Raw genomic sequence first — 21139 nt, forward strand, 5'->3', positions numbered from 1 at the left:
CCCTTTTTCCGGAGCCATCATGAAAGCCATTGCCTACTACGCATCCCTGCCGATTAACGATCCCAGCGCCCTGCAAGACATCGAACTGCCAGCACCGGTCGCCGGTCCACGCGACCTGCTGGTGGAAGTCAAAGCCATCTCGGTCAACCCGGTGGACACCAAGGTCCGCCAGAACGTCGCCCCGGAAAACGGCGACGCCAAGGTGTTGGGCTGGGATGTGGCCGGTGTGGTCAAGGCCGTCGGCAGCGAAGTGACACTGTTCAAGGCCGGCGACAAGGTGTTCTACGCCGGCTCCCTGGTACGCCCAGGTGGCAACAGCGAGTTGCACACTGTGGACGAGCGCATCGTCGGCCATATGCCCAAGAGCCTGGGTTTTGCCGAGGCCGCCGCGCTGCCCCTGACCGCCATCACCGCCTGGGAACTGCTGTTCGAACGCCTGCAGGTACGTGAGAGTAAAGAGGACGAGGGCCAGAGCCTGCTGATCGTCGGCGCGGCCGGTGGCGTGGGTTCGATCCTGACCCAGTTGGCCAGCCAACTGACAGCACTGAAAGTCATCGGCACCGCCTCGCGCCCGGAAACCCAGGCCTGGGCCAAGGACCTCGGCGCCGACCTGGTGATCGACCACAGCCAACCGCTGAGCGAAGCGCTGAAAGCCGCCGGCCACCCGCAAGTGACCCACGTTGCCAGCCTGACCCAGACCGACCATCACCTCGAACAACTGGTGGAAGCCCTGCAACCCCAGGGCAAGCTGGCACTGATTGACGATCCCAAGGCGCTGGACGTGAGCACACTCAAGCGCAAGAGCCTGTCGCTGCACTGGGAGTTCATGTACACGCGCTCGATGTTCGAGACCCCGGACATGATCGAGCAGCACAACCTGCTCAACCGCGTGGCCGAGCTGATCGACGCCGGTACCTTGAAAACCACTGTGGGCGAGCACTTCGGCGTGATCAACGCCGAGAACCTGCGCCGCGCCCATGCGCTGCTGGAGAGCGGCAAGGCCAAGGGCAAGATCGTGCTGGAAGGCTTCTAAAAACGGTCTGTCAGCGTCGTCCCTTATTCCTGTAGGTAAGGGACGACGCCGCTAGTCAGAGAGTTGATCTTTGTCATATTTGTGAGCGTATTCGGGTTTATATTGGCCGCCTTTGCCACGATTCTTTTACGTGAGGAAGTCAGCAATGAAAATCCTGATAAAAGCGTTAGCAAAATCCCCAGGCAATAAATGGCAAGTTCGTCTCGACGGCGACGCGTTTACATTTCGCAGTGAAGCCGAGGCCCGAGCCTTTGCCGACACCCTGCAAGCCCGTATCCAGGCGCCCCACCGCTTCCCGCTCAGCCAGCAACGTTCCGCCGCTGGCTGACCCGCATTTCAGGCCTGCGCCTGCAGGGCCCTCGCCCGTTGCAGGCGCTGGGTCGACATCGCAATCGTCACCGCCAATACACCGCACAAGCTGATGACCATGGCCATCGGCATCGCCGTGCCGTCATGCAACACGCCGACCAGCGACGCGGCGCCCGCCGCCACGCCAAACTGGATGCAGCCGAGCAACGCCGAAGCACTGCCCGCCCGGGCACCCTGCCCGGCCATGGCGCAGGCCGAGGTGTTGGGCAAAATGCAGCCCAGGCTCGCGATGCAGATAAACAGCGGCACCAGCAGCGGCCACAGCGCGTCGGTGCGCAAGGCTGCGATACCCAGCAGCGTCAACGCGGCCAGCATGTAAAGCCAGACCGTGCGCGACAGCAAAAACGCGGGGCCGCGCTTGGCCAGCAGGCGTGCGTTCACCTGGGCCATCAGGATAAAGCCGGCGGCGTTGGAGCCGAAGACCCAGCCGTAATGCTCGGCGGGCACGCCATAGAGCTTGATAAACACGAAAGGCGAACCGGCGATGTAGGCAAACATCCCGGCAATCGAGATGCCGCCGGTCAGCGCATAGCCGAGGTAGACCCGGTCTGACAGCAGCGAACCGTAGCGACGCAGCGATCCAGACAAAGGCTGGCGTGGTTGATGGGCCGGGAACGTCTCGGGCAACCCCACGGCCACGGCGACGGCGGCCATTACGCTGAAGATCGACAGCGCCAGGAAAATCGACTGCCAGCCCCACAAGCCGACCATCAGCCCACCGGCCAGCGGCGCGAGGATCGGCGCCAGGCCGGTGACCAGCATCAGTTGGGAAAACACTTTGGCCGAGCCCACCGCATCACATTTGTCGCTGACCACCGCGCGGGAAATCACCATGCCGGCGCAACCGCCGAGGGCCTGCACGAAGCGCGCGCCGATCAGCCATTCCAATGACGGCGCAAAGGCGCAGGCGAAGGAGGCCAGGGTAAACAGGGTCACGCCGCTGAGCAGCGGGCCGCGCCGACCAAAGCGGTCCGCCAGCGGACCGTAGATCAATTGGCCGATGGCCAGGCCGCCGAAATACACCGCCAGGGTCAGCTGGATGTGTTTTTCGTCGGTCGCGAACGCGGTGGCCATGGCTGGAAAGCCCGGCAGATAGAAATCGATCGCCAGCGGCGCGAAGGCGCTCAAGGCACCCAGAATCAGGATTATACGGAGGTTCATCAGGCACCCAAGTGTGTCGGCAGCCCGACAGTCTAGCCGCGCTTGGGTGCATTTAACACGATAGCTCGCTAACTATTTGAGCGGGTCAGGCGAGCTTGGCGCTGTAGCCTTCTTCACTGATCAGGCTGATCACCTGCTCGGCAGACAGACGGCTTTCCACCCCCACTTCCTTCGCCGCCAGGTCGACCTTCACGCTCGCGGCCGGGTCCTCGTTCTGCACCGCCTGGGTGACGGCCCGAACGCAGTGGCCGCAGGTCATTCCTTCAACGCTGAATACTTGCATGACATGACTCCTTTGATGAGGTTGAACCCAGTCTCGACCTTGCCACGATGGCAAGGTCAAGTTCCAGGATGATCTGCCGGGCTGGTATTCGGCGGCGACGTCGGCCAAGCTTCACTCATCTTTGATTCAATCCACGGAGCATTCGCCATGCGCTGGTCGTTTTTTGGCCTTGTCGGCCTGATGAGCTTGTCTGCCGTTGCGCCCACGGCCAGTGCCGCAGAAGACTATGCGGTGCTGATCATTTCCCGCGAACGCCTGGAAGTGCCGACCAATTGCGAAATCGGCCTATATATCCAGGACCAGCTGGCAGGCCGGCTGTTCCAGGAGCAATCCACCTCGTTCAACTTGCCCGCCGGCAACGTGTCGTTACGCCTGAAGCTGTTGCCGGGCCAGTCCCCTGGCTGCCTGCCGGGCATGCTCGCGCCACCGGCGCAGAACATCACGCTGAAGGTCGGCGACGTACGCAAATTGCGCATCGCGCAGGGCCCGGACGGTATGTACCTCAAGCCTGCCGCACTGGAATATTAAAGGCGCTTGACCTTCCCCACAGGTCAAGGTTGATCCTAGGGGCAACTTCTCCTGGAGGACTGCCCCATGAATGGATCCACCACCTTTGACCTGCCCATCGGCGGCATGACCTGCGCCAGCTGCGCCGGGCGTGTCGAACGCGCGCTGGGCAAAGTGCCGGGGGTGCAAAGCGTCAGCGTCAACCTGGCCAACGAACGCGCGCATGTTGAAGTGCTCGGCCAGATGGACCCGAACGTGTTGATCGCCGCCGTCGACAAGGCCGGCTACAGCGCCAGCCTGCCCCAGAGCGAAGCCGCCACCGAGGTCGACCAGGCCCGGCGCCTGCACCGCGAGCGCTGGGCATTGCTGCTGGCGATCCTGCTGGCGCTGCCGTTGGTGCTGCCGATGCTGGTGGAGCCTTTCGGCCTGCACTGGATGCTGCCGGCCTGGGTGCAGTTCGCGCTGGCGACGCCGGTGCAGTTCATCTTCGGTGCGCGCTTTTATATCGCCGCCTGGAAAGCCGTGCGCGCCGGTGCCGGGAATATGGACTTGCTGGTGGCCATCGGCACCAGCGCCGGCTACGGCCTGAGCATTTATGAGTGGCTCACCGCACCGGCCGGCAGCATGCCCCATTTGTACTTCGAGGCCTCGGCCGTGGTGATTGCCCTGGTGGTGCTCGGCAAATACCTGGAAAGCCGCGCCAAACGCCAGACCGCCAGCGCCATCCGCGCCCTCGAAGCGCTGCGCCCGGAGCGCGCGATTCGCGTGGTCGATGGCCGCGAGGAAGATGTCGCGATCAACGCGTTGAAGCGCGGCGACCTGGTGCTGGTCAAGCCCGGCGAACGCTTCCCGGTGGACGGTGAAGTGGTCGACGGCCAAAGCCACGCCGACGAAGCGCTGATCAGTGGCGAGAGCCTGCCGGTGCCAAAGCAGCCGGGCGACTCGGTCACCGGCGGCGCCATTAACGGCGAAGGCCGCCTGCTGGTGCGCACCCTCGCCTTGGGTGCGGAAAGCGTGCTGGCACGCATCATCCGCCTGGTGGAAGACGCCCAGGCCGCCAAGGCCCCGATCCAGAAGCTGGTGGATAAAGTCAGCCAAGTGTTCGTGCCGGCGGTGCTGGTGCTGGCGTTGATCACGCTGGTGGGCTGGTGGCTGTACGGCGCCTCCCTGGAGACGGCAATCATCAACGCGGTCGCGGTGCTGGTGATCGCCTGCCCATGCGCCCTGGGCCTGGCCACACCGACGGCGATCATGGCCGGCACCGGCGTCGCCGCGCGCTACGGCATCCTGATCAAGGACGCCGAAGCCCTGGAGCGTGCGCACGCCGTGAGCGCCGTGGTGTTCGACAAGACCGGCACCCTCACCTCCGGCACGCCAAGAATTGCGCACCTGGCGGCGGTGGATGGCGACGAAGCATCATTGCTGCAGCACGCCGGTGCCTTGCAGCGCGGCAGTGAACATCCGCTGGCCAAGGCGGTGCTGGATGCCTGCCGCGAACGAGGGCTGGATGTCGCCGATGTGAGCGCCAGCCAAGCCCTGACCGGGCGCGGCATTGCCGGCACCCTGGCGGGCCGGCAACTGGCGCTGGGTAACCGTCGGCTGTTGGAAGAAAGCGGTTTGAACGCCGGTGAACTGTCCGGCTCCGCCAGCGCCTGGGAAGCCGAAGGCCGGACCTTGTCCTGGCTGATCGAGCAAGGCCCGCAACCGCGTGTGCTCGGGCTGTTTGCCTTTGGCGATACGCTCAAGCCGGGGGCGCTTGCGGCCGTGCAGCAACTCAAGGCGCAGCAGATCAGCAGTCATCTGCTCACCGGTGACAATCGCGGCAGCGCCCAAGTAGTTGCGCAGGCGCTGGGCATCGAGGATGTACACGCTGAAGTGCTGCCCGCCGAAAAAGCCGCCACCGTCGCCGAGTTGAAAAAAACCGGCGTGGTGGCGATGGTCGGCGACGGCATCAACGATGCCCCGGCCCTGGCGGCTGCCGACATTGGCATCGCCATGGGCGGCGGCACCGACGTGGCGATGCATGCGGCGGGTATCACCTTGATGCGCGGCGACCCGCGCCTGGTGCCTGCCGCCCTGGAGATCAGCCGCAAGACCTACGCAAAGATCCGCCAGAACCTGTTCTGGGCCTTTGTGTATAACTTGATCGGCATTCCGCTGGCGGCGTTCGGCCTGCTCAACCCGGTGCTCGCGGGCGCGGCCATGGCCTTGTCCAGCGTCAGCGTGGTCAGCAATGCCTTACTGTTGAAAACCTGGAAACCCAAGGACCCGGAGGATCAACGCCCATGAACATCGGCCAAGCCGCCCGCCAGAGCGGGCTGAGCGCCAAGATGATTCGCTACTACGAATCCATCGGTCTGTTGAAAGCCGCCCACCGCACCGACAGCGGCTACCGCGTCTACAGCGGCGACGATTTGCACACACTGGCGTTTATCAAACGCTCACGGGACCTGGGGTTTTCCCTGGAGGAAGTTGGCAAGTTGCTGGCCCTGTGGCAAGACCGCCAACGCGCGAGCGCGGACGTGAAAGCCCTGGCGCGCCAGCACATCGATGAGCTCAATCAGAAAATTCTGGAGTTGGGGCAACTGCGCGACACGCTGCAGGACCTGGTAGAACATTGCCAGGGCGATCATCGGCCGGATTGTCCGATTCTCAAGGAGTTGGCTTCGGGCAGTTGCTGCGCCTGACTGAGCTTTACTCGCCCCAGACAGAACAAAATGTGGGCGGGAGCCGGGCTTGCCCGCGATGCAGGCACCTCGGTATGTCAGTCACACCGAGGTGATGCGAGCGCCGGCAAGCCAGCGCCTGCACCAGCCTGCTCCCACAGTTTTGCGGGATCACTGCAGCCAAGGCGGCGGCGGTGGCTCGTCAGGTACTTTGCTCGGTGGCGCATCGTCCGCTGCGCGAATCGCCTGGCGACGCTCTTCATCCAGGCGCGCCGCTTCGATCTCGCGGATCACTCCGCCGACATCCGCCAGCTCTTCCGGTTCGTCGAACTCGCCGGTCAACACGCTGGCCGGGTGCAAGGTGCCGGCTTCGTACAGCGCCCACATCTCCTTGGCGTACTTGGTCTTCTTCAGTTCCGGGGCAAAACGGCCGAAGTAGGACGCCATGTTGCCCACGTCACGCTCCAGCATGCTGAACGCGTGGTTGTTGCCCGCCGCATCCACCGCCTGAGGCAGGTCGATGATCACCGGCCCGGTTGGCGTGAGCAGTACGTTGAACTCGGACAGGTCACCGTGCACCAGGCCGGTACACAGCATCAGCACGATCTGGGAGATCAGGAAGGCGTGGTATTCGCGCGCCTGGTCCGGCTCCAGCACCACGTCGTTCAGACGCGGTGCTGCATCGCCGTACTCGTCGGCTACCAGCTCCATCAACAGCACGCCTTCAAGGAAGTCGTACGGCTGGGGCACGCGAACGCCCGCACCGGCCAGGCGGAACAACGCCGCCACTTCAGCGTTCTGCCAGGCATCTTCGGTTTCTTTCTTGCCGAACTTGGAGCCCTTGGCCATGGCCCGGGCCTGCCGGCTGTTACGGACCTTACGGCCTTCCTGGTATTCGGACGCCTGACGAAAACTTCGTTTGTTCGCCTCCTTGTAAACCTTGGCGCAACGCAATTCATTGCCGCAGCGCACCACATAAACAGCTGCTTCTTTACCACTCATGAGTGGGCGCAGCACTTCGTCGACCAGACCGTCTTCGATCAGGGGTTCAATGCGTTTAGGAGTCTTCATCAGCTTTTATTGTGGGTCCTTTATTACCAAATACGCGTATGGCACTCGTTATACGGCAATCGGCTCGCCGGTGGGAGAGGCTACCGACCTCTGACCCGTCAAGAATGCATCCAATATGCCAATTTTTATCGCAATCAGCGTTCGATGATCGCCGTGACCCCTTGCCCGCCTGCCGCACAGATCGAAATCAGCCCCCTGCCCTTGCCCGCCGCGTCGAGCAACTTGGCCAGATTGGCGACAATGCGCCCGCCCGTGGCGGCAAACGGGTGGCCGGCTGCCAGGGAGCTGCCCTTGACGTTCAGGCGGCTGCGGTCGATGGCGCCCAACGGTGCATCCAGCCCGAGGCGGGTCTTGCAGTAGTCCGCGTCCTCCCAGGCCTTGAGCGTGCACAACACTTGGGCAGCGAAGGCTTCGTGGATCTCGTAGTAATCGAAGTCCTGCAGCGTCAGGCCATTCCTCGCCAGCAGGCGCGGTACCGCGTAGACCGGCGCCATCAACAAGCCTTCGGCGCCGTTGACGAAATCTACCGCAGCCGCCTCGCCATCGCGCAAATACGCGAGGATCGGCAAGCCGCGCTCCTGGGCCCAGGCCTCACTGCCCAGCAGCACCAGGGACGCACCGTCGGTGAGCGGCGTGGAGTTGCCAGCGGTGAGCGTGCCCTTTTCGCTGCGCTCGAAGGCAGGCTTGAGGGCGGCGAGTTTTTCCAGGGTCAGGTCGGGGCGCAGGTTGTTGTCGCGGGTCAGGCCGAGAAACGGCGTCAGCAAGTCGTTGTGCCAGCCTTCGGCGTAGGCGGCGGCCATTTTCTGGTGACTTTCCAGCGCCAGTTGGTCTTGCTCGGCGCGTGGGATCTGCCATGTCTGCGCCATCAACTCGCAATGCTGGCCCATGGACAAACCGGTGCGCGGTTCGCCATTGCGCGGCAGTTCGGGCTTGAGGTGATGAGGACGAAGTTGTAACAGGAGTTTTAATTTGTCCGCCATGGACTTGCTGCGATTGGCCTGCAGCAGGAGCTTGCGCAGCCCTTCATTCACGCCGATCGGGGCGTCGGACGTGGTGTCGACCCCGCCGGCAATCCCACATTCGATCTGGCCCAGGGCGATCTTGTTGGCCACCAGCAATGCGGCCTCAAGGCCGGTGCCACAGGCCTGTTGAATGTCGTAGGCCGGGGTTTGCGGCGACAGGCGCGAGCCGAGCACGCATTCGCGGGTGAGGTTGAAGTCGCGCGAATGCTTGAGCACCGCACCGGCAGCCACTTCGCCCATGCGCAGGCCGTGCAGGTTGTAGCGCTCGATCAGGCCCTCCAGGGCCGCAGTCAGCATCGCCTGGTTGCTCGCCGTGGCATACGGGCCATTGGAACGGGCGAAAGGAATGCGGTTACCGCCAATGATCGCTACACGGCGCAATTGAGTCATGAAAAGCTCCCTCGGTCTGTTATGGGCTGGCTGCTGTGGGTTGGATAACAGAGCCTAGTCGAACGACTGCTACCCTGGGATGGTCAACCCTTTGAACCCCAGTCTTCGGAGAGCGTTCCATGTCTGACCGTTATATCGACTTCGCCAACTCAAGCCTCGGCCATCGCCTGGTCGCTGCCATTGGCCTGCCGTCACCGGTACGCCTCGAACGCTGGCAAGCCGGGCGCCTGCGCCCGGTAGAAGGGGCATTGTTGCTCGGCGGTGGCGCACTGGCGGCCAAGGTGCTGCCGTTTGCCAATAAACTCACCGACGCGATCTACAGCTACGGCACCGACGCCTCGACCGCCCCGGCGTGGATTCCCGGCCACGGGCCCAAACTCAAGGCGGTGGTGTTCGACGCCAGCGACTTGCAGCACACCGACCAGCTCAAGCAACTGCGTGAGTTTTTCCAGCCGCTGCTGAAAAACCTGGATCACAGTGCGCACCTGGTGATCCTCGGTCGCGCGCCGGAAAGCCTCGGCGATCCGTTTGCCGCCAGCGCCCAGCGCGCCCTCGAAGGCTTCAGCCGCTCACTGGCCAAAGAGTTGCGCAACGGTGGCGTGCTGCAATTGCTCTACGTTGGCGAGGGCGCCGAAGACCAGCTGGAAGGCGCGCTGCGGTTTTTCCTGTCGCCCAAGAGCGCCTACATTTCCGGCCAGGTTATCCGCCTGCAGGCCTGTGCCACGCCGGTCGAGGACTGGACGCGCCCACTCGCCGGGCGCAAGGCGCTGGTCACCGGTGCCGCCCGTGGCATTGGTGCGTCCATCGCCGAAACCCTGGCCCGCGACGGGGCCGAGGTGATCCTGCTGGACGTGCCCCAGGCCAAGACCGATCTCGAAGCCCTGGCCGCGCGCCTGGGTGCACGTTCCGTGCTGCTGGATATCTGCGCCGAAGACGCCGCCAGCCAGTTGATCGAACACCTGCCCGACGGCCTCGACATCCTGGTGCACAACGCCGGGATCACCCGCGACAAGACCCTGGCCAACATGACCCCGGAATACTGGGACGCGGTGCTGGCGGTCAACCTCAATGCCCCGCAAGTGCTGACCAAGGCGCTGCTCGACAGCGGCACCCTGCATGACAACGCGCGCGTGGTGCTGCTCGCGTCCATCAGTGGGATCGCCGGCAATCGCGGGCAAACCAATTATGCCGCGAGCAAGGCCGGGTTGATCGGCCTGGCCCAGGCGTGGGCGCCGTTGCTCAAAGAACGGGGGATCAGTATCAACGCCGTGGCCCCAGGCTTTATTGAGACCCAGATGACCGCGCATATTCCGTTCGCCCTGCGTGAGGCCGGGCGCCGCATGAGTTCGCTCGGCCAGGGCGGCTTGCCACAAGACGTCGCCGAAGCCGTCGCCTGGCTTGGCCAGCCGGGCTCCGGAGCGGTCAGCGGGCAAGCGCTGCGGGTGTGTGGGCAAAGTCTATTGGGAGCGTGAGCATGCAATGGCAGACAGTGGGCAGTCCCCCGTTTCTCGCGCCGCTGTACTGGCGCGCCGCGCTCAAGCGCAAGATCACCGGCACTGCGTTGCCCGAGCAGGGCTTGCGCTGCCGGGTCAGTGTCAATCCCAAAGCGGTCGCGGCGTATCGCAAGGTCTGCGGGTTTGCCGACAGCGCAGTGCTGCCGGCGACTTATCCGCACATCCTCGCGTTCGGCTTGCAGATGCAGTTGCTCACGGCCAAATCGTTTCCGTTTCCGCTGCTGGGGTTGATTCACCTGAGCAATCGCATCCGTATTCATCGTCCGCTCGGCGGTGTCAGCGACCTGTTCATTGGTGTGCATGCGCAAAACCTCAAGCCGCATGCGAAGGGCGCAACGTTTGACCTGGTGACCACCGTCGAGGACTCCCTCGGCCTGCTGTGGGAGGCCGAGAGTCGCATGCTCTGTCGCGGCGTGAAACTGGAAGGCGCAGCGAGCGACGAGGCGCAATCGCCCCCCACCCAGGTCAGCGAAGTGAGACGCTGGAGAGCCCCGGCCGATATCGGCCGCCGGTATGCGCGGGTGTCCGGCGACTACAACCCGATCCATCTCAGCGCGCTCACGGCCAAGCTGTTCGGCTTCCCCCAGGCCATCGCCCACGGACTGTGGAACAAGGCGCGCACCCTGGCGGCCTTGGGTGAACACCTGCCGGCCGCGAACATCGAGATAAACGTCGAGTTCAAGAAGCCGGTACGCCTGCCCAGTGAGGTCACCTTATGGGCCAGTGCGGCCGGGTCCAGCGGGGAGTTAGTGTTGAAAGGCGCGGGTGACATTGAACACATGGTGGGCAAATGGCAGCCGATCGCCTGAACAACCACTGATTAATTGTATATATACATCCTGGGTTATAGCGGACTTTCTCAAGTCCGCTTTTTTATTCAACTCTTTGATTTTTAATACATATATATCTTGATACATCCACCCCTTATACCCTTGGTATTAGTCGCTTAACCGGTACATCCGCGCCGTATATAAATCGTTAATACCAAGTAGAGCATTGTGAGAAAGAGCGCCCGGGCTTGTTATAGCCACACGGACAAACGCATCGCTATCCCTAGAAATAGCGAGCGTTTGAGACAACCAAGGTTGTACAGGTGCAAGGAACTCAATCATGAAAGCTCAAGTAGTGTTTTGGAAAGCAAGTACCGCGCTGGCCCTGGCAGTAGCAATGACGCTCGGCGGCTGCAGCAGCGGTGGTGGTGGGCATCACAGTGGCGGCTCCGCTTCCTCACCGGACGCATCCACTGGCGGTGGCGGTACCGGCGGCGGGGGTACTGGTGGTGGCGGCACAGGAGGTGGCGGTACCGGCACCACCAGCACCCTGGTCACGGCTAACGTGGCCGATACCCTCGGCGATACCGTAACCGGCCTCGGCGGCACTGTCGGCAGCCTCGGTACCACACTCGGCAGCCTGCCGATCGTGGGGGCTACCGCAGGTGGCCTGGTGACCTCTGTCGGCACGGCAGTCGGCAGTATCGGCACGGGCGTGTCGGATGGCCTGGGCACTCTGGGTACCGATAGCAATGCACTGGGCAAAACCGTGGCCGGCGTGGCCAACGGAGTCGCCGATCTCGGCACCGGTGTCTCCACGACCGGTCAAAATGTGGCGACACTGCTGGGGCAAGTGCCCGTGGTCAGCGGTGCCGCCCCCGTAGTCGGCAACGTAGTGGGCAAGGTCGGCAACGCCGTAACCATGCTCGGCGACACACTCAGCACGGCGAGCACCACCGGCCCACTGGGCTCGGTCACCAACACCGTCGGCGCGAAAGTACTGGTGCCCGTGGTGTCCCTGGTGGAAAAAACCACCGGCAAAGTCGGCACCACCACAGGCCTGGATACGCCTGTCGGCGGCCTGCTGCAAAAAGTCGGCGATACCGTTGACGGCCTGGGCGATAAAGTCGCCGATGCCGGCGGCACCGGCAACCCTGTCACTGGCGCTGTGGGCAATGTGCTCAATGGCGTAGGCACCGTGGTCGGTAAAGCCAGCGGCTATGTCGACCCGGCTGACGACAGCAGTGGCGGCAGTGGCGGCGGCACGGGTGGTGGCAGTGGCGGTGGCACCGGGCAACTGGGCCTGGCGGAACTCATCGGTGGTGTGATCGCAGGCGCCGGCAGCGGCCTGGATGCAGGCAGCAGCAATGGCGTGGTCAGCGCGACCGGCGTTACTGGCGTCAAAGCGGGCGGCACCGTGGCATCGCTGGGTACCCTGCTGGGTGGCAGCGGCACACCGAACACCGCGGCAGGCGCACCGGTTGCCGCCCTCACCAATCAGGTCGGCGGCGCCCTGAACCCTATCACCAGCGGCGTTACCAGCCTGACCCAAACCGTCGGCAACGCCACCGGCCTGGGTGCTCCCGTCAACGGCCTGGTGACCAATGTCGGCGGCGCCGTCAGCAGCCTGGGCGGCAAAATCAGCGGCACTAACGCCAACCCGGTCACCAACGCCTTGGGCGGTACCGTGAGCGCAGTAGGCGGCACCGTGGCCTCGATCGGCGGCCTGGTGACCGGCGGCACCAACACCGGCGGTGGTTTGCTCGGCGGTGGCCTGAACCTGGGAGCCGGCGCATCCGCCTCCGCAGGTGCAGGTGCCAGTGCAAATGGGGGTCTGCTGGGCGGCCTGATCGGTGGCCTTACCGGCAAAAAATAGAATTGCACCTGGCCGATTAGACGGCCTCACCTACAGCGCCTACGCTTGGTTGAGACGAGAGACCCCAATAAGTCTCTCGTCTTTTTTTATGGGTCAATGATCGATCCCTGAAAACACCCGAACCGCGCCCCCAGAGCCCGGCGGGACCCTGCAATACGCTGCTGCAGTTTTGACCATGGAGTGTCCTATGCGCGCCTTGACGCCGTTGTTATTGCTCACCCTCAGTGCTTACGCCCACGCCGATACCCTACCCAGCTTCCTCAATAGCAACGACACCATTCGCAACCTGCCCGTGCCCAACCTGCCCGCCGATGCGTATCGACCGGTGACCCCGCAGACCCAGTTGCCCACCCCCGCGGCCACCGCCGCGCAACCCCTGCTGATGGACACCAAGGTGACCATTCGCAAACTGCAGATCGACGGCGGCACGGTCTACCCGCTGAAGGAAGTCGCCCAGGCCTTCGAACCCTTGATCGGCCATGAAACCAACCTGGCGCAATTGATCGAAGCCACCCGCAGCATCACCCGCCGCTACCAGGAAGACGGCTATTTGCTGTCCTACGCCTTCCTGCCGGAACAACGCTTTGAAGGCGGCCTTGTGCACGTGGTGCTGGTCGAGGGTTATATCCGCGATTACGACCTGCAGGGCGACATCGGCTCGGTGTCGGCCTACGTCGACAAACTCGCGGAAAAACTCAAGGCCGAACGCCCGCTCACCCGCAAGACCTTCGAGCGCTACACCACGCTGATGAGCGCCATCCCCGGGGTGACCCTGCAGGCGCAGGTGCCGCCGCCCGGCACCACTGATGGCGGAACCCATATGCAAATCACCGCCAGCCGCAAACCGTTCACCACCAGCATGAGCCTGAACGAGGCCAGCCGTGGCGGTACGCAAGCGCTGCTGACGGCCACCAGCAATTCGTGGACATCCATGGGGGAACAACTGAGCCTCAGCGGGCTGTTCCCACCGGGCGACGACAAGGAGCATTACTACCGCGCCGCCTACAGCCAGTTCATCAATGCCGAGGGCACGCAGTTGGTGTTGTCGGGCGAGCGCTACCGCGCCGACCCGCGCACCAGCCTGCAATTGGGCGACGGCTTCGAACTCAAGCCACATCAGGAAATCGACCGCTACTCCATCGGCTTCAGCCACCCCGTGATCGCCTCGCCCAACGAGTCCCTGAGCCTCGGCGCCCGCTACTACGCGGTCGACCAGACCACCCGCTACAAACTCGAAGGTTTCCCCCAGCGCCTGGAGCTGCAAACCGACCTGCGCGCCTTGGCGTTCGAAGGTGATTGGCGCAAGGCCGATACCACGCAACTGCGCATCCTCAGCGCTGGCCTGTACCAAGGCATCAACGGCATGGGCGCCAAGACCCGCAGTGACTTCGGCGGCCTCAAGCCGGACCTCGATTTCTTCCGCCTGCGCCTGTCCGGCGTGCAGAGCAACAAGCTCTTCGATAACTGGCAAGGCGTGCTGTCCGGCGCGCTCTACTGGAGCGATGACACCCTGCCCGACAGCGAGCGCGCCACCTTCGGTGGGCAGAACTTCGCCCGTGGCTACCCCGATGACCAGGGCTCGGGCGACAAGGGGTGGGGCGTGGCGTATGAGGTCAACTACAGCTACAACCGCGCCGGCGAATGGGTGCGCATCCTGCAGCCTTATGTGGTGTTCGACCGCGCCAAGACCTGGTTCAACGACCTGCCGATCAAGGGCAACAACATGTCATCGGCCGCCATCGGCCTGCGCTTCGGTGACGCCAAGTACTACAATATCTCCCTGGAAGCGGCCAAGCCGATGTCGGAAGTGGCGTTCGACAACTTTGATCGGCGTCCGCGCTACACGTTGAGCTTCAGTTACCAACTCTGAACCTCGCACTGCGCCCACCTGCCGGGTGGGCGCGACTCGCCGCGCGGGCGATCTCACGGACGCCAGCGCCGGCAAAGCGGCCGCTACTCAGTGGGTTTCTTTGCGATAGGGAACAGGTTGTTCAAGGTGTCGATCAACCGCACCAGGTAGATCGGCTTGCGGAACAGGTCGAGCACTTGCAGACGCAGCATGTCGCTGACGTCGTCCATCTCGGCATGGCCCGACATGACAATCACCGGCAGGTGCGAGCGTGAGGTGTGTTCGCGCAGACGCTTGATCAAGGAAATGCCACTTTCCTCGGGCATGCGCAGGTCAGTGATGACCAGGGCAATGTCAGGGTGGAGTGTCAATTCTTGCAGGGCGAAGGTGACAGAGTTGGCGGTAAAACAGACAAATCCCTCGTTACCGAGGGACTCGGCAAGTTCGATCAAGGCGTCTTCTTCATCGTCCACCAATAAGATTTGTTGGCGACCCGAAGAAGATGCGCTCATGACCGTACCTGCCCGTGGATTAAGGGGGTGGCTTTACACTTTAACTCAGGTCACGGTGGTCATCTTGTTGGCAATACCGTTGAACACCGAGGCGATCTTGGTGCCCAGCCCCGAGCCTGCACCGACAATAACAATCGCCACCAGCGCCACGATAATGGCGTATTCAATACCTGACGCGCCCTCTTTGCGTTTGAAGAATAGTTGTGTCTGAACATAGAACTTCAACATCAGGTCAAGGAACATAAGACTTCTCCCTAAGAACGCCACTGAAAGCCGAAGGGCTCTAGATCCAGATAATCACGGCGTGCCACTAGAGCATTGTCAACAAACCCCAGGCTCACAACTGTAATAACGCATTAATCAGAAAGTATTAGTCACAACGTTGGCGCCATAAACCCGCTGTTCAAAAGGCAACGCCTTGGCATGCAGATAAATTTTCTGTCAGGTAATGGCATTTCGTCCTAGCTGAGCTACCTTCAAATAGCCAAATCGTTAGTTGTTCATCACAGCCAGGTTGCGAATTAACTCGATTGGATTAACGAGTGTGTAATGCAACGGGAAAGGGAGAGCCGTCATGAACAGTCGTATCAGCATGGTCCTGGCCGGCTTGTTGCTGATCGGGGCATTGATTGCAGGGTACTGGGGGCTGGTACTGAGTCGCTCGCCGGAGCCCGTCACGGCACCCACCGCACCTGTCGTTTCCGTGGAAAAAACCGTCGCTGCCGTCGAAGACCAGAACCGCACTCCCGTCGTGGTATTGGTGCATGACGTCCCTGCTTTCGTACCACTGACCGCTGCTGACCTGGCCGTGGAAAAACTGCGCACCGTACCCGCCGGCAGCCTGACGCAACTGGACCAGGCGATCGGACGCAAACCGCTGCGCATGCTGGCTGCGGGCACCTGGCTCAACGAAGAAAGCTTCAACGCCGGCGGCCCGCTGGCCCGCATGATTCGCCCAGATGAGCGGGCGCTGGCCGTCGCGGTGGATGAAGTCATCGGCGTCGCCGGCCAGTTGAGCCCAGGCGACTACGTGGACGTGCTGCTGTTCCTGCGCCAGGACAACGGCAATACCGAGCCGTCAGCCCAAATCGTCCTGCCGGCCATGCGCCTGCTCAGCGTCGGCGATCAAATGGGCCTGGCCAATGACGGCACGCCTGCGGTACCGCCACCGGCCACGCCTGAAGAGCGCGCCCAGGCCGCGCAACGCCGTGCCGGTGCCCGCACCGTAGTGCTGGCTGTACCGGAAGCCTTATTGAGTCGCCTGATGCTCGCGGCCCAGGCCGGCACCCTGCGCCTGGCCGTGCGCAGCGCCGACGAACAGCTGCTCAGTCGCTACTGGGCCGGCGAAAGCGACGCACCGGACAAACTGGAAAGTGCCAACCGCGACCTCTATCAATTCACCCAGCTGGCTCTGATCGGCCCGCCCAAGCGGGTAGCCACAGTCGCCGGCGAGCCCGGCGCACGTCGTGGCATTGAAGTGATTCGCGGTGCCCAAGCAGCCCCACAAACCCCGTGATTGAGCAAGGATGCCTTGAATGAGCCATCGCTACACTGCCATGTTCACGCACCTCGCCTGGACCCTGATGCTGTCGAGCCTGCCGGCGGGCATGGCCTTCGCGGCGCCGGGTAATTGCAGCGCCCTGGGCCAGTTGCCCGCCGTGGTCGAGGTGGGAGAAGGCCTGCAACAGGAACTGCAATCGCCGGTGGCAATAACCCGCCTGGCGATTGGCGACCCGAAGATCGCCGATGTGCGCGTCAACGGCGACCGTAACTTCCTGCTGACCGGCGTCGGTGTCGGCGCGACCAGCCTGATGGTGTGGACCGCCTGCGCCAGCGCGCCGCGCCAGAGCATGGTGTTCGTCAAGGGCAAGGCCACTTCGGCGCTGACCAGCTTGTCGCTGTCGCCTTCCGAGGACCCGCTGCTGCCCAGCCAGGTGCAGACCGACATTCGCTTTGTCGAGGTCAGCCGTACAAAGCTCAAGGAAGCCAGTACCTCATTGTTCGGCCAAGGTGGCAATTTCCTGTTCGGCAGCCCGGGCAATGGCACGATCCCCGCCACCACCGCCAACAGCTTTCGCGGGCAGGCGGTGAATAATGGCTTTTTCAACATCGGCTTCGGTGGCGGGCGGATCTCGGCGATGATCAACGCCCTCGAACAGAGCGGCTTCGCCTATACCCTGTCGCGTCCCAGCCTGGTAGCCCTGAGCGGGCAGAGCGCAACCTTCCTGGCCGGCGGCGAAGTGCCCATTCCGGTGCCCAGCAGCGGCAGCGACAGTATCTCCATCGAGTACAAGGAGTTCGGCATCCGCCTGACCCTGACCCCCACGGTGATCGACCGCAATCGCATCACCCTCAAGGTCGCGCCGGAGGTCAGCGAGCTCGACTACAGCAACGCCGTGCAGATCCAGGGGATCCAGGTGCCCGCCCTGACCGTGCGTCGAACCGACACCAGCGTGTCCCTGGCCGATGGCGAAAGCTTCGTGATCAGCGGCCTGATCAGCAGCACCAACCGCTCCACCATCAGCAAGTTTCCAGGCCTGGGTGACATCCCGATCCTCGGCGCGTTTTTCCGCGATTCCAACATCAGCCGCGAAGAAAAAGAGCTGCTGATGATCGTCACGCCGCACCTGGTCCAGCCGCTGGCCGCGAATGCGCAACTGCCTTCCCTGCCCGGCGAGAAACTGCGCACCTACGACCCGAACTGGTACCGCCTGTTCTTCCTGGAAAACGGCAACTTCGATCGTCGCAGTGGACTTTCCCAATGAGCGATAGCCTGAGCCAGACATTTCTGGCAATTACCCGCAACACCACCGACCTGGAATGGCTCCAGGGCGCACTCGCGCCCCTTGGCCAAGTGGTCAGTGCCGGCGGTGGCAGCCTGGATGAGTTGCTCGCGCTGGTCGACGTGACCTTCGCCAACCTGGTGTTCGTCGGCCTCGACCGTGAAAACGTGGTGGCCCAAAGTGCGCTGATCGAAGGGGCGCTGGAGGCCAAGCCGATGCTCGCGGTGGTCGCCCTCGGCGATGGCATGGACAACCAATTGGTACTCAATGCCATGCGGGCCGGCGCACGGGATTTCGTCGCCTATGGCTCGCGCTCCAGTGAAGTCGCAGGCCTGGTGCGGCGCCTGAGCAAGCGCCTGCCGCCGGTGACTTCCAGTGCGCAGTTGGGCGGCCTGACCGTGCTGTTTGGCACCCAGAGCAACGCCGATGGGGCGATGCTGGCGACACACCTGGCGCTGGTGGTGCAAAAAAGCGGGCAGCAAACCCTGCTGCTCGACCTGGGCCTGCCACGCAGTGACAGCCTGGCGCTGCTGGGGCTGGAAAGCACGTTCAACTTTGGCGATGCATTGCGGCACCTGCGCCGTCTCGATACCACCTTGATCAACAGCGCCTTCACCACAGCCCTGGATGGCCTGCGCATCCTGGCCTATGCCACCGGTGACGAACCGCTCAAACTGACCAGCGCCGCCGAGCTGTACATGCTGCTCAGCGCGTTGCGCCAACACTTCCAGCACATCGTCGTGAACATTACCGGGCAACCGGACAGCGAGGCGCTGCGTACCTTTGTCAGCCACTGCGACAAACTGCTGTGGTGCACCGACCAGAGCGTACTCGACTGTCGGCGCAACCTGGCGGTGCTCAACCGCTGGCGCGACAAAGGCATGAAACTCGAGCACGCCAAGCTGGTGGTCGACCGCTATATCAAATCCTGTGCACCCGACACCGAGGCCCTGGAAAAAAGCTTCGGCCTTGAGTGCATCGCCGTCCTGCCGCTGAGCGCCGAACTGCGCCTGAACGTCAAGAACCAGGGCCAGACCCTGTTCGCCCTGGCCCCACGCGAACCCCTGACCCAAGCCGTGCGGACCTTGGGCGAACGCCTGGCGAAACGCTCCGAGGGTCTGGAAAAACCCTCGATGCGCTGGTTTGAACGCTTCCTGGGGTCGGGACGATGACCAGCGAAAAACTCTTCGGCGGCCCGGCCCGCAGCGTCAGCGGCAACAGCGACCATGATGGCCTGAAGCTGGTGCTGCACCGCTACATCATTGACGCCATCGAGGAGTCAGGCAAAAACCTGCTCGAAGGCACGCGCCAGTCGCTGGCGCAGTTTGTCACCGACAAAGTCTCCGAATACATCACGCGCATGCGCCTGGCGATCTCGCGTTATGAAATGGAACGCCTGGCCGAAGAAATCGTCGACGAACTCACCGGTTTCGGCCCGCTGGAAGTGCTGCTGCGCGATCCCTCGGTAACCGAGATTCTGGTCAACGGGCCACACCGGGTGTTTATCGAGCGCGACGGCCTGCTGCATCAGAGCGACCTGCGCTTTATTGACGATCACCACGTCGAGCGCGTGATGCAGCGGATTCTCGCGCCGCTGGGACGGCGCCTGGACGAGTCCTCGCCGATGGTGGATGCGCGCCTGCCGGACGGCAGCCGGGTCAACGCGATCATCCCGCCGATTGCCTTGGACGGGCCGTGCCTGTCGATTCGAAAGTTTCGCAAGGACATGCTCAAGAGCAGCGACCTGGTCGCCATGCAGACCATCGACCAGAGCATTTTCGAGTTCTTTCAGGAGGCCGTCGGCAAACGTTGCAACATTCTCATCAGCGGCGGTACCGGCACCGGCAAGACCACACTGCTGAATATCCTCAGCCAGTTGATCAACCCGCACGAGCGCCTGGTGACCATCGAGGACGTCGCCGAGCTGCAACTGGGCCATCCCCATGTGGTGCGCCTGGAAACCCGGCCGCCAAACGCCGAAGGCCATGGTGAAGTGCGGTCCAGCGACCTGATCCGCAACGCCCTGCGGATGCGCCCTGACCGCATCATCCTCGGCGAAATCCGAGGCGTGGAAGTGCTCGATGTGATGACGGCGATGAACACCGGCCACGACGGTTCCATGAGCACCGTACACGCCAACAATGCCCAGGATGCCCTGCTGCGCCTGGAAACCCTGGTGGGCCTGACCGGCCGGGTGATCGCGGAAAAAACCCTGCGCCAGATGATCTGCGCCGCCCTGGACGTGGTGATTCAACTGACACGCATGCCCGATGGCCGCCGCTGCGTAAGCGAAGTCGTCGAGGTGGTGGGCGTGCGCGACGACGTGTACGTCACCAATACCCTGTTCAGGCTGGACCGGCGCACCGGCTTCGGTTTCCTGCGCGAAGCCATCAACCCGGCCGGTGACAAACTGCGCCGCGAATCGGCCTTGCCGTTATAGGGGGCGCCTGATGACCGGACCTATGTTGCTGCTTTTTTGCCTGCTGCTGATCGGGCTGTCGCTCTGGCAGTTTCAGCACGGCCTGCGCAAGGCCCAGACTGACCGCGTGCTGGAGCGCCTCGGTGACGGCCAACCCGAGGCCCGCGAAGAACCCACTCGCTGGTCCGGCCTTGAGCGCATGTTTCTGCGCGCGGGGCTGGGCAAGCCGACTGATCGCCTGGGCCTGTGGCTCAGCGCTTGGATCGTCGGCGCGTTGTTCGGCTACCTGATCGCCGACGGGCTGGGCCTGGCGGTGATGGTGCTGGGCCCGCCCCTTCTGTTGCGCGTCTACATCAGCTGGCGTTACCAGCGGCGGGTGCAACGCATGGTCGAACAGTTGCCACAGTTGCTGGACCACAGCGTACGCAGCCTGAAATCCGGCAGGACCCTGGCCGACGCCGTATTGGGCGGTATCGAGAATATTGATAACCCGCTCAAGGAGGCCATGGGCCGTGTGCAGCGCAACGTGCGCATGGGCGTGAGCCTGCCGGACTCCGCGAGTGACTTTGCCGAATTCTACGAACAGGACGAATTTCGCCTGTTTGCCCTGGGCCTGAAGGTCAACCATCGCTACGGCGGCAACGCCAGCGAACTGCTGGAAAACCTGATCAAGATGATTCGCGAGCGTGAACAGGGAGCCCGCCAACTCAAAGCCATGACCGGTGAAACGCGCATGACCGCGTACCTGCTGGGTGGCTTGCCCGTTTTGCTGGTGAGTTACTTCATGCTGGTCAACCCTGGCTACCTGTTGACCATGTGGAACGACGACACCGGGCGCACCCTGCTGTTCGTCGCCCTCGCGATGGACCTGACAGGCACCTTCGCCATGTGGCGCATGCTGAGGAGTGTCTGAG

At 63.2% G+C, this 21139-nt stretch carries 20 protein-coding genes; 14 read left to right on the top strand and 6 right to left on the bottom strand.

Features of this window, described 5'->3' with window-relative positions:
• The first annotated feature begins 19 nt into the window (after window positions 1-19).
• Window positions 20-1033 carry a zinc-binding alcohol dehydrogenase family protein gene (locus C9990_RS27985; RefSeq protein ID WP_065900365.1) on the top strand — a complete coding sequence of 338 codons (1014 nt, stop codon included), beginning with the start codon at window positions 20-22 and terminating at the stop codon, window positions 1031-1033.
• 145 nt (window positions 1034-1178) lie between these two features.
• Window positions 1179-1361 (top strand): hypothetical protein, encoded by a 183-nt coding sequence (locus C9990_RS27990; protein ID WP_027607955.1) that lies wholly within the window; start codon window positions 1179-1181, stop codon window positions 1359-1361.
• Between the two features lie 8 nt (window positions 1362-1369).
• Here C9990_RS27990 and C9990_RS27995 read toward each other — a convergent pair whose 3' ends face one another.
• Together C9990_RS27995 and C9990_RS28000 are read right to left on the bottom strand one after the other, a co-directional pair.
• Window positions 1370-2563 carry a multidrug effflux MFS transporter gene (locus C9990_RS27995; protein ID WP_065900361.1) on the bottom strand — a complete coding sequence of 398 codons (1194 nt, stop codon included), beginning with the start codon at window positions 2561-2563 and terminating at the stop codon, window positions 1370-1372.
• Between the two features lie 85 nt (window positions 2564-2648).
• Window positions 2649-2846 (bottom strand): heavy-metal-associated domain-containing protein, encoded by a 198-nt coding sequence (locus tag C9990_RS28000; RefSeq protein WP_106805256.1) that lies wholly within the window; start codon window positions 2844-2846, stop codon window positions 2649-2651.
• A gap of 147 nt (window positions 2847-2993) precedes the next feature.
• Here C9990_RS28000 and C9990_RS28005 point away from each other — a divergent pair, with 147 nt between their 5' ends.
• The 3 genes from C9990_RS28005 to cueR all read left to right on the top strand — a co-directional run bounded on the left by C9990_RS28005 (window position 2994) and on the right by cueR (window position 6040).
• Entirely contained in the window at window positions 2994-3374 is a 381-nt protein-coding gene (locus C9990_RS28005; RefSeq protein WP_106805257.1) for a hypothetical protein, read from the top strand.
• 66 nt (window positions 3375-3440) lie between these two features.
• Window positions 3441-5642: a cation-translocating P-type ATPase gene (locus C9990_RS28010; RefSeq protein ID WP_106805258.1), complete on the top strand. Its 2202-nt coding sequence runs from the start codon at window positions 3441-3443 to the stop codon at window positions 5640-5642.
• Window positions 5639-6040, top strand: a complete 402-nt coding sequence (gene cueR, locus C9990_RS28015) for a Cu(I)-responsive transcriptional regulator (RefSeq protein ID WP_065900353.1) — start codon at window positions 5639-5641, stop codon at window positions 6038-6040. Before C9990_RS28010 ends, cueR begins: the two co-directional genes overlap by 4 nt.
• A gap of 150 nt (window positions 6041-6190) precedes the next feature.
• Here the strand turns inward: cueR and C9990_RS28020 are convergent, their stop codons facing one another.
• Both C9990_RS28020 and C9990_RS28025 read right to left on the bottom strand, forming a co-directional pair.
• Window positions 6191-7090: a PA4780 family RIO1-like protein kinase gene (locus C9990_RS28020; RefSeq protein WP_065900351.1), complete on the bottom strand. Its 900-nt coding sequence runs from the start codon at window positions 7088-7090 to the stop codon at window positions 6191-6193.
• Window positions 7091-7224: 134 nt separating this feature from the next.
• Complete coding sequence (locus C9990_RS28025; RefSeq protein ID WP_106805259.1) at window positions 7225-8502, bottom strand: acetyl-CoA C-acetyltransferase; 1278 nt, start codon at window positions 8500-8502, stop codon at window positions 7225-7227.
• Between the two features lie 119 nt (window positions 8503-8621).
• Here C9990_RS28025 and C9990_RS28030 point away from each other — a divergent pair, with 119 nt between their 5' ends.
• From C9990_RS28030 to C9990_RS28045, 4 genes are all read left to right on the top strand, one after another.
• Window positions 8622-9974 (top strand): 3-oxoacyl-ACP reductase, encoded by a 1353-nt coding sequence (locus C9990_RS28030; RefSeq protein WP_106805260.1) that lies wholly within the window; start codon window positions 8622-8624, stop codon window positions 9972-9974.
• Between the two features lie 2 nt (window positions 9975-9976).
• A complete protein-coding gene (locus C9990_RS28035; protein ID WP_106805261.1) occupies window positions 9977-10825 on the top strand; it encodes a MaoC family dehydratase in 849 nt (282 codons plus the stop codon).
• Between the two features lie 301 nt (window positions 10826-11126).
• On the top strand, window positions 11127-12662 hold the full coding sequence (locus tag C9990_RS28040; RefSeq protein WP_106805262.1) for a collagen-like triple helix repeat-containing protein: 1536 nt from the start codon (window positions 11127-11129) through the stop codon (window positions 12660-12662).
• A gap of 187 nt (window positions 12663-12849) precedes the next feature.
• Window positions 12850-14532: a ShlB/FhaC/HecB family hemolysin secretion/activation protein gene (locus tag C9990_RS28045; RefSeq protein WP_106805263.1), complete on the top strand. Its 1683-nt coding sequence runs from the start codon at window positions 12850-12852 to the stop codon at window positions 14530-14532.
• An 83-nt stretch (window positions 14533-14615) separates the two neighbouring features.
• On the opposite strand, the gene C9990_RS28050 is transcribed toward C9990_RS28045, so the two are convergent.
• Complete coding sequence (locus tag C9990_RS28050; RefSeq protein ID WP_106805264.1) at window positions 14616-15023, bottom strand: response regulator; 408 nt, start codon at window positions 15021-15023, stop codon at window positions 14616-14618.
• Between the two features lie 45 nt (window positions 15024-15068).
• A complete protein-coding gene (locus tag C9990_RS28055) occupies window positions 15069-15266 on the bottom strand; it encodes a Flp family type IVb pilin (protein WP_065900340.1) in 198 nt (65 codons plus the stop codon).
• A gap of 331 nt (window positions 15267-15597) precedes the next feature.
• On the opposite strand from C9990_RS28055, the gene cpaB reads away from it, so the two are divergent.
• The 5 genes from cpaB to C9990_RS28080 are packed head-to-tail and all read left to right on the top strand — an operon-like array spanning window position 15598 to window position 21138.
• Window positions 15598-16539 (top strand): Flp pilus assembly protein CpaB, encoded by a 942-nt coding sequence (gene cpaB, locus C9990_RS28060; protein WP_106805265.1) that lies wholly within the window; start codon window positions 15598-15600, stop codon window positions 16537-16539.
• Window positions 16540-16558: 19 nt separating this feature from the next.
• On the top strand, window positions 16559-17788 hold the full coding sequence (locus tag C9990_RS28065; RefSeq protein ID WP_106805266.1) for a type II and III secretion system protein family protein: 1230 nt from the start codon (window positions 16559-16561) through the stop codon (window positions 17786-17788).
• Entirely contained in the window at window positions 17785-18978 is a 1194-nt protein-coding gene (locus C9990_RS28070) for a pilus assembly protein (RefSeq protein WP_065900335.1), read from the top strand. Before C9990_RS28065 ends, C9990_RS28070 begins: the two co-directional genes overlap by 4 nt.
• Window positions 18975-20246, top strand: coding sequence for a CpaF family protein (locus C9990_RS28075; RefSeq protein ID WP_065900334.1), 1272 nt, complete (start codon window positions 18975-18977; stop codon window positions 20244-20246). The genes C9990_RS28070 and C9990_RS28075 overlap by 4 nt, the downstream gene beginning before the upstream one ends.
• A gap of 10 nt (window positions 20247-20256) precedes the next feature.
• Window positions 20257-21138: a type II secretion system F family protein gene (locus tag C9990_RS28080; protein ID WP_106805267.1), complete on the top strand. Its 882-nt coding sequence runs from the start codon at window positions 20257-20259 to the stop codon at window positions 21136-21138.
• Window position 21139 lies beyond the last annotated feature (1 nt).

Origin of the sequence: Pseudomonas sp. S5D5, from assembly GCF_003013355.1 — a bacterium.
Classification (GTDB): Bacteria; Pseudomonadota; Gammaproteobacteria; order Pseudomonadales; family Pseudomonadaceae; genus Aquipseudomonas; species Aquipseudomonas aylmerensis.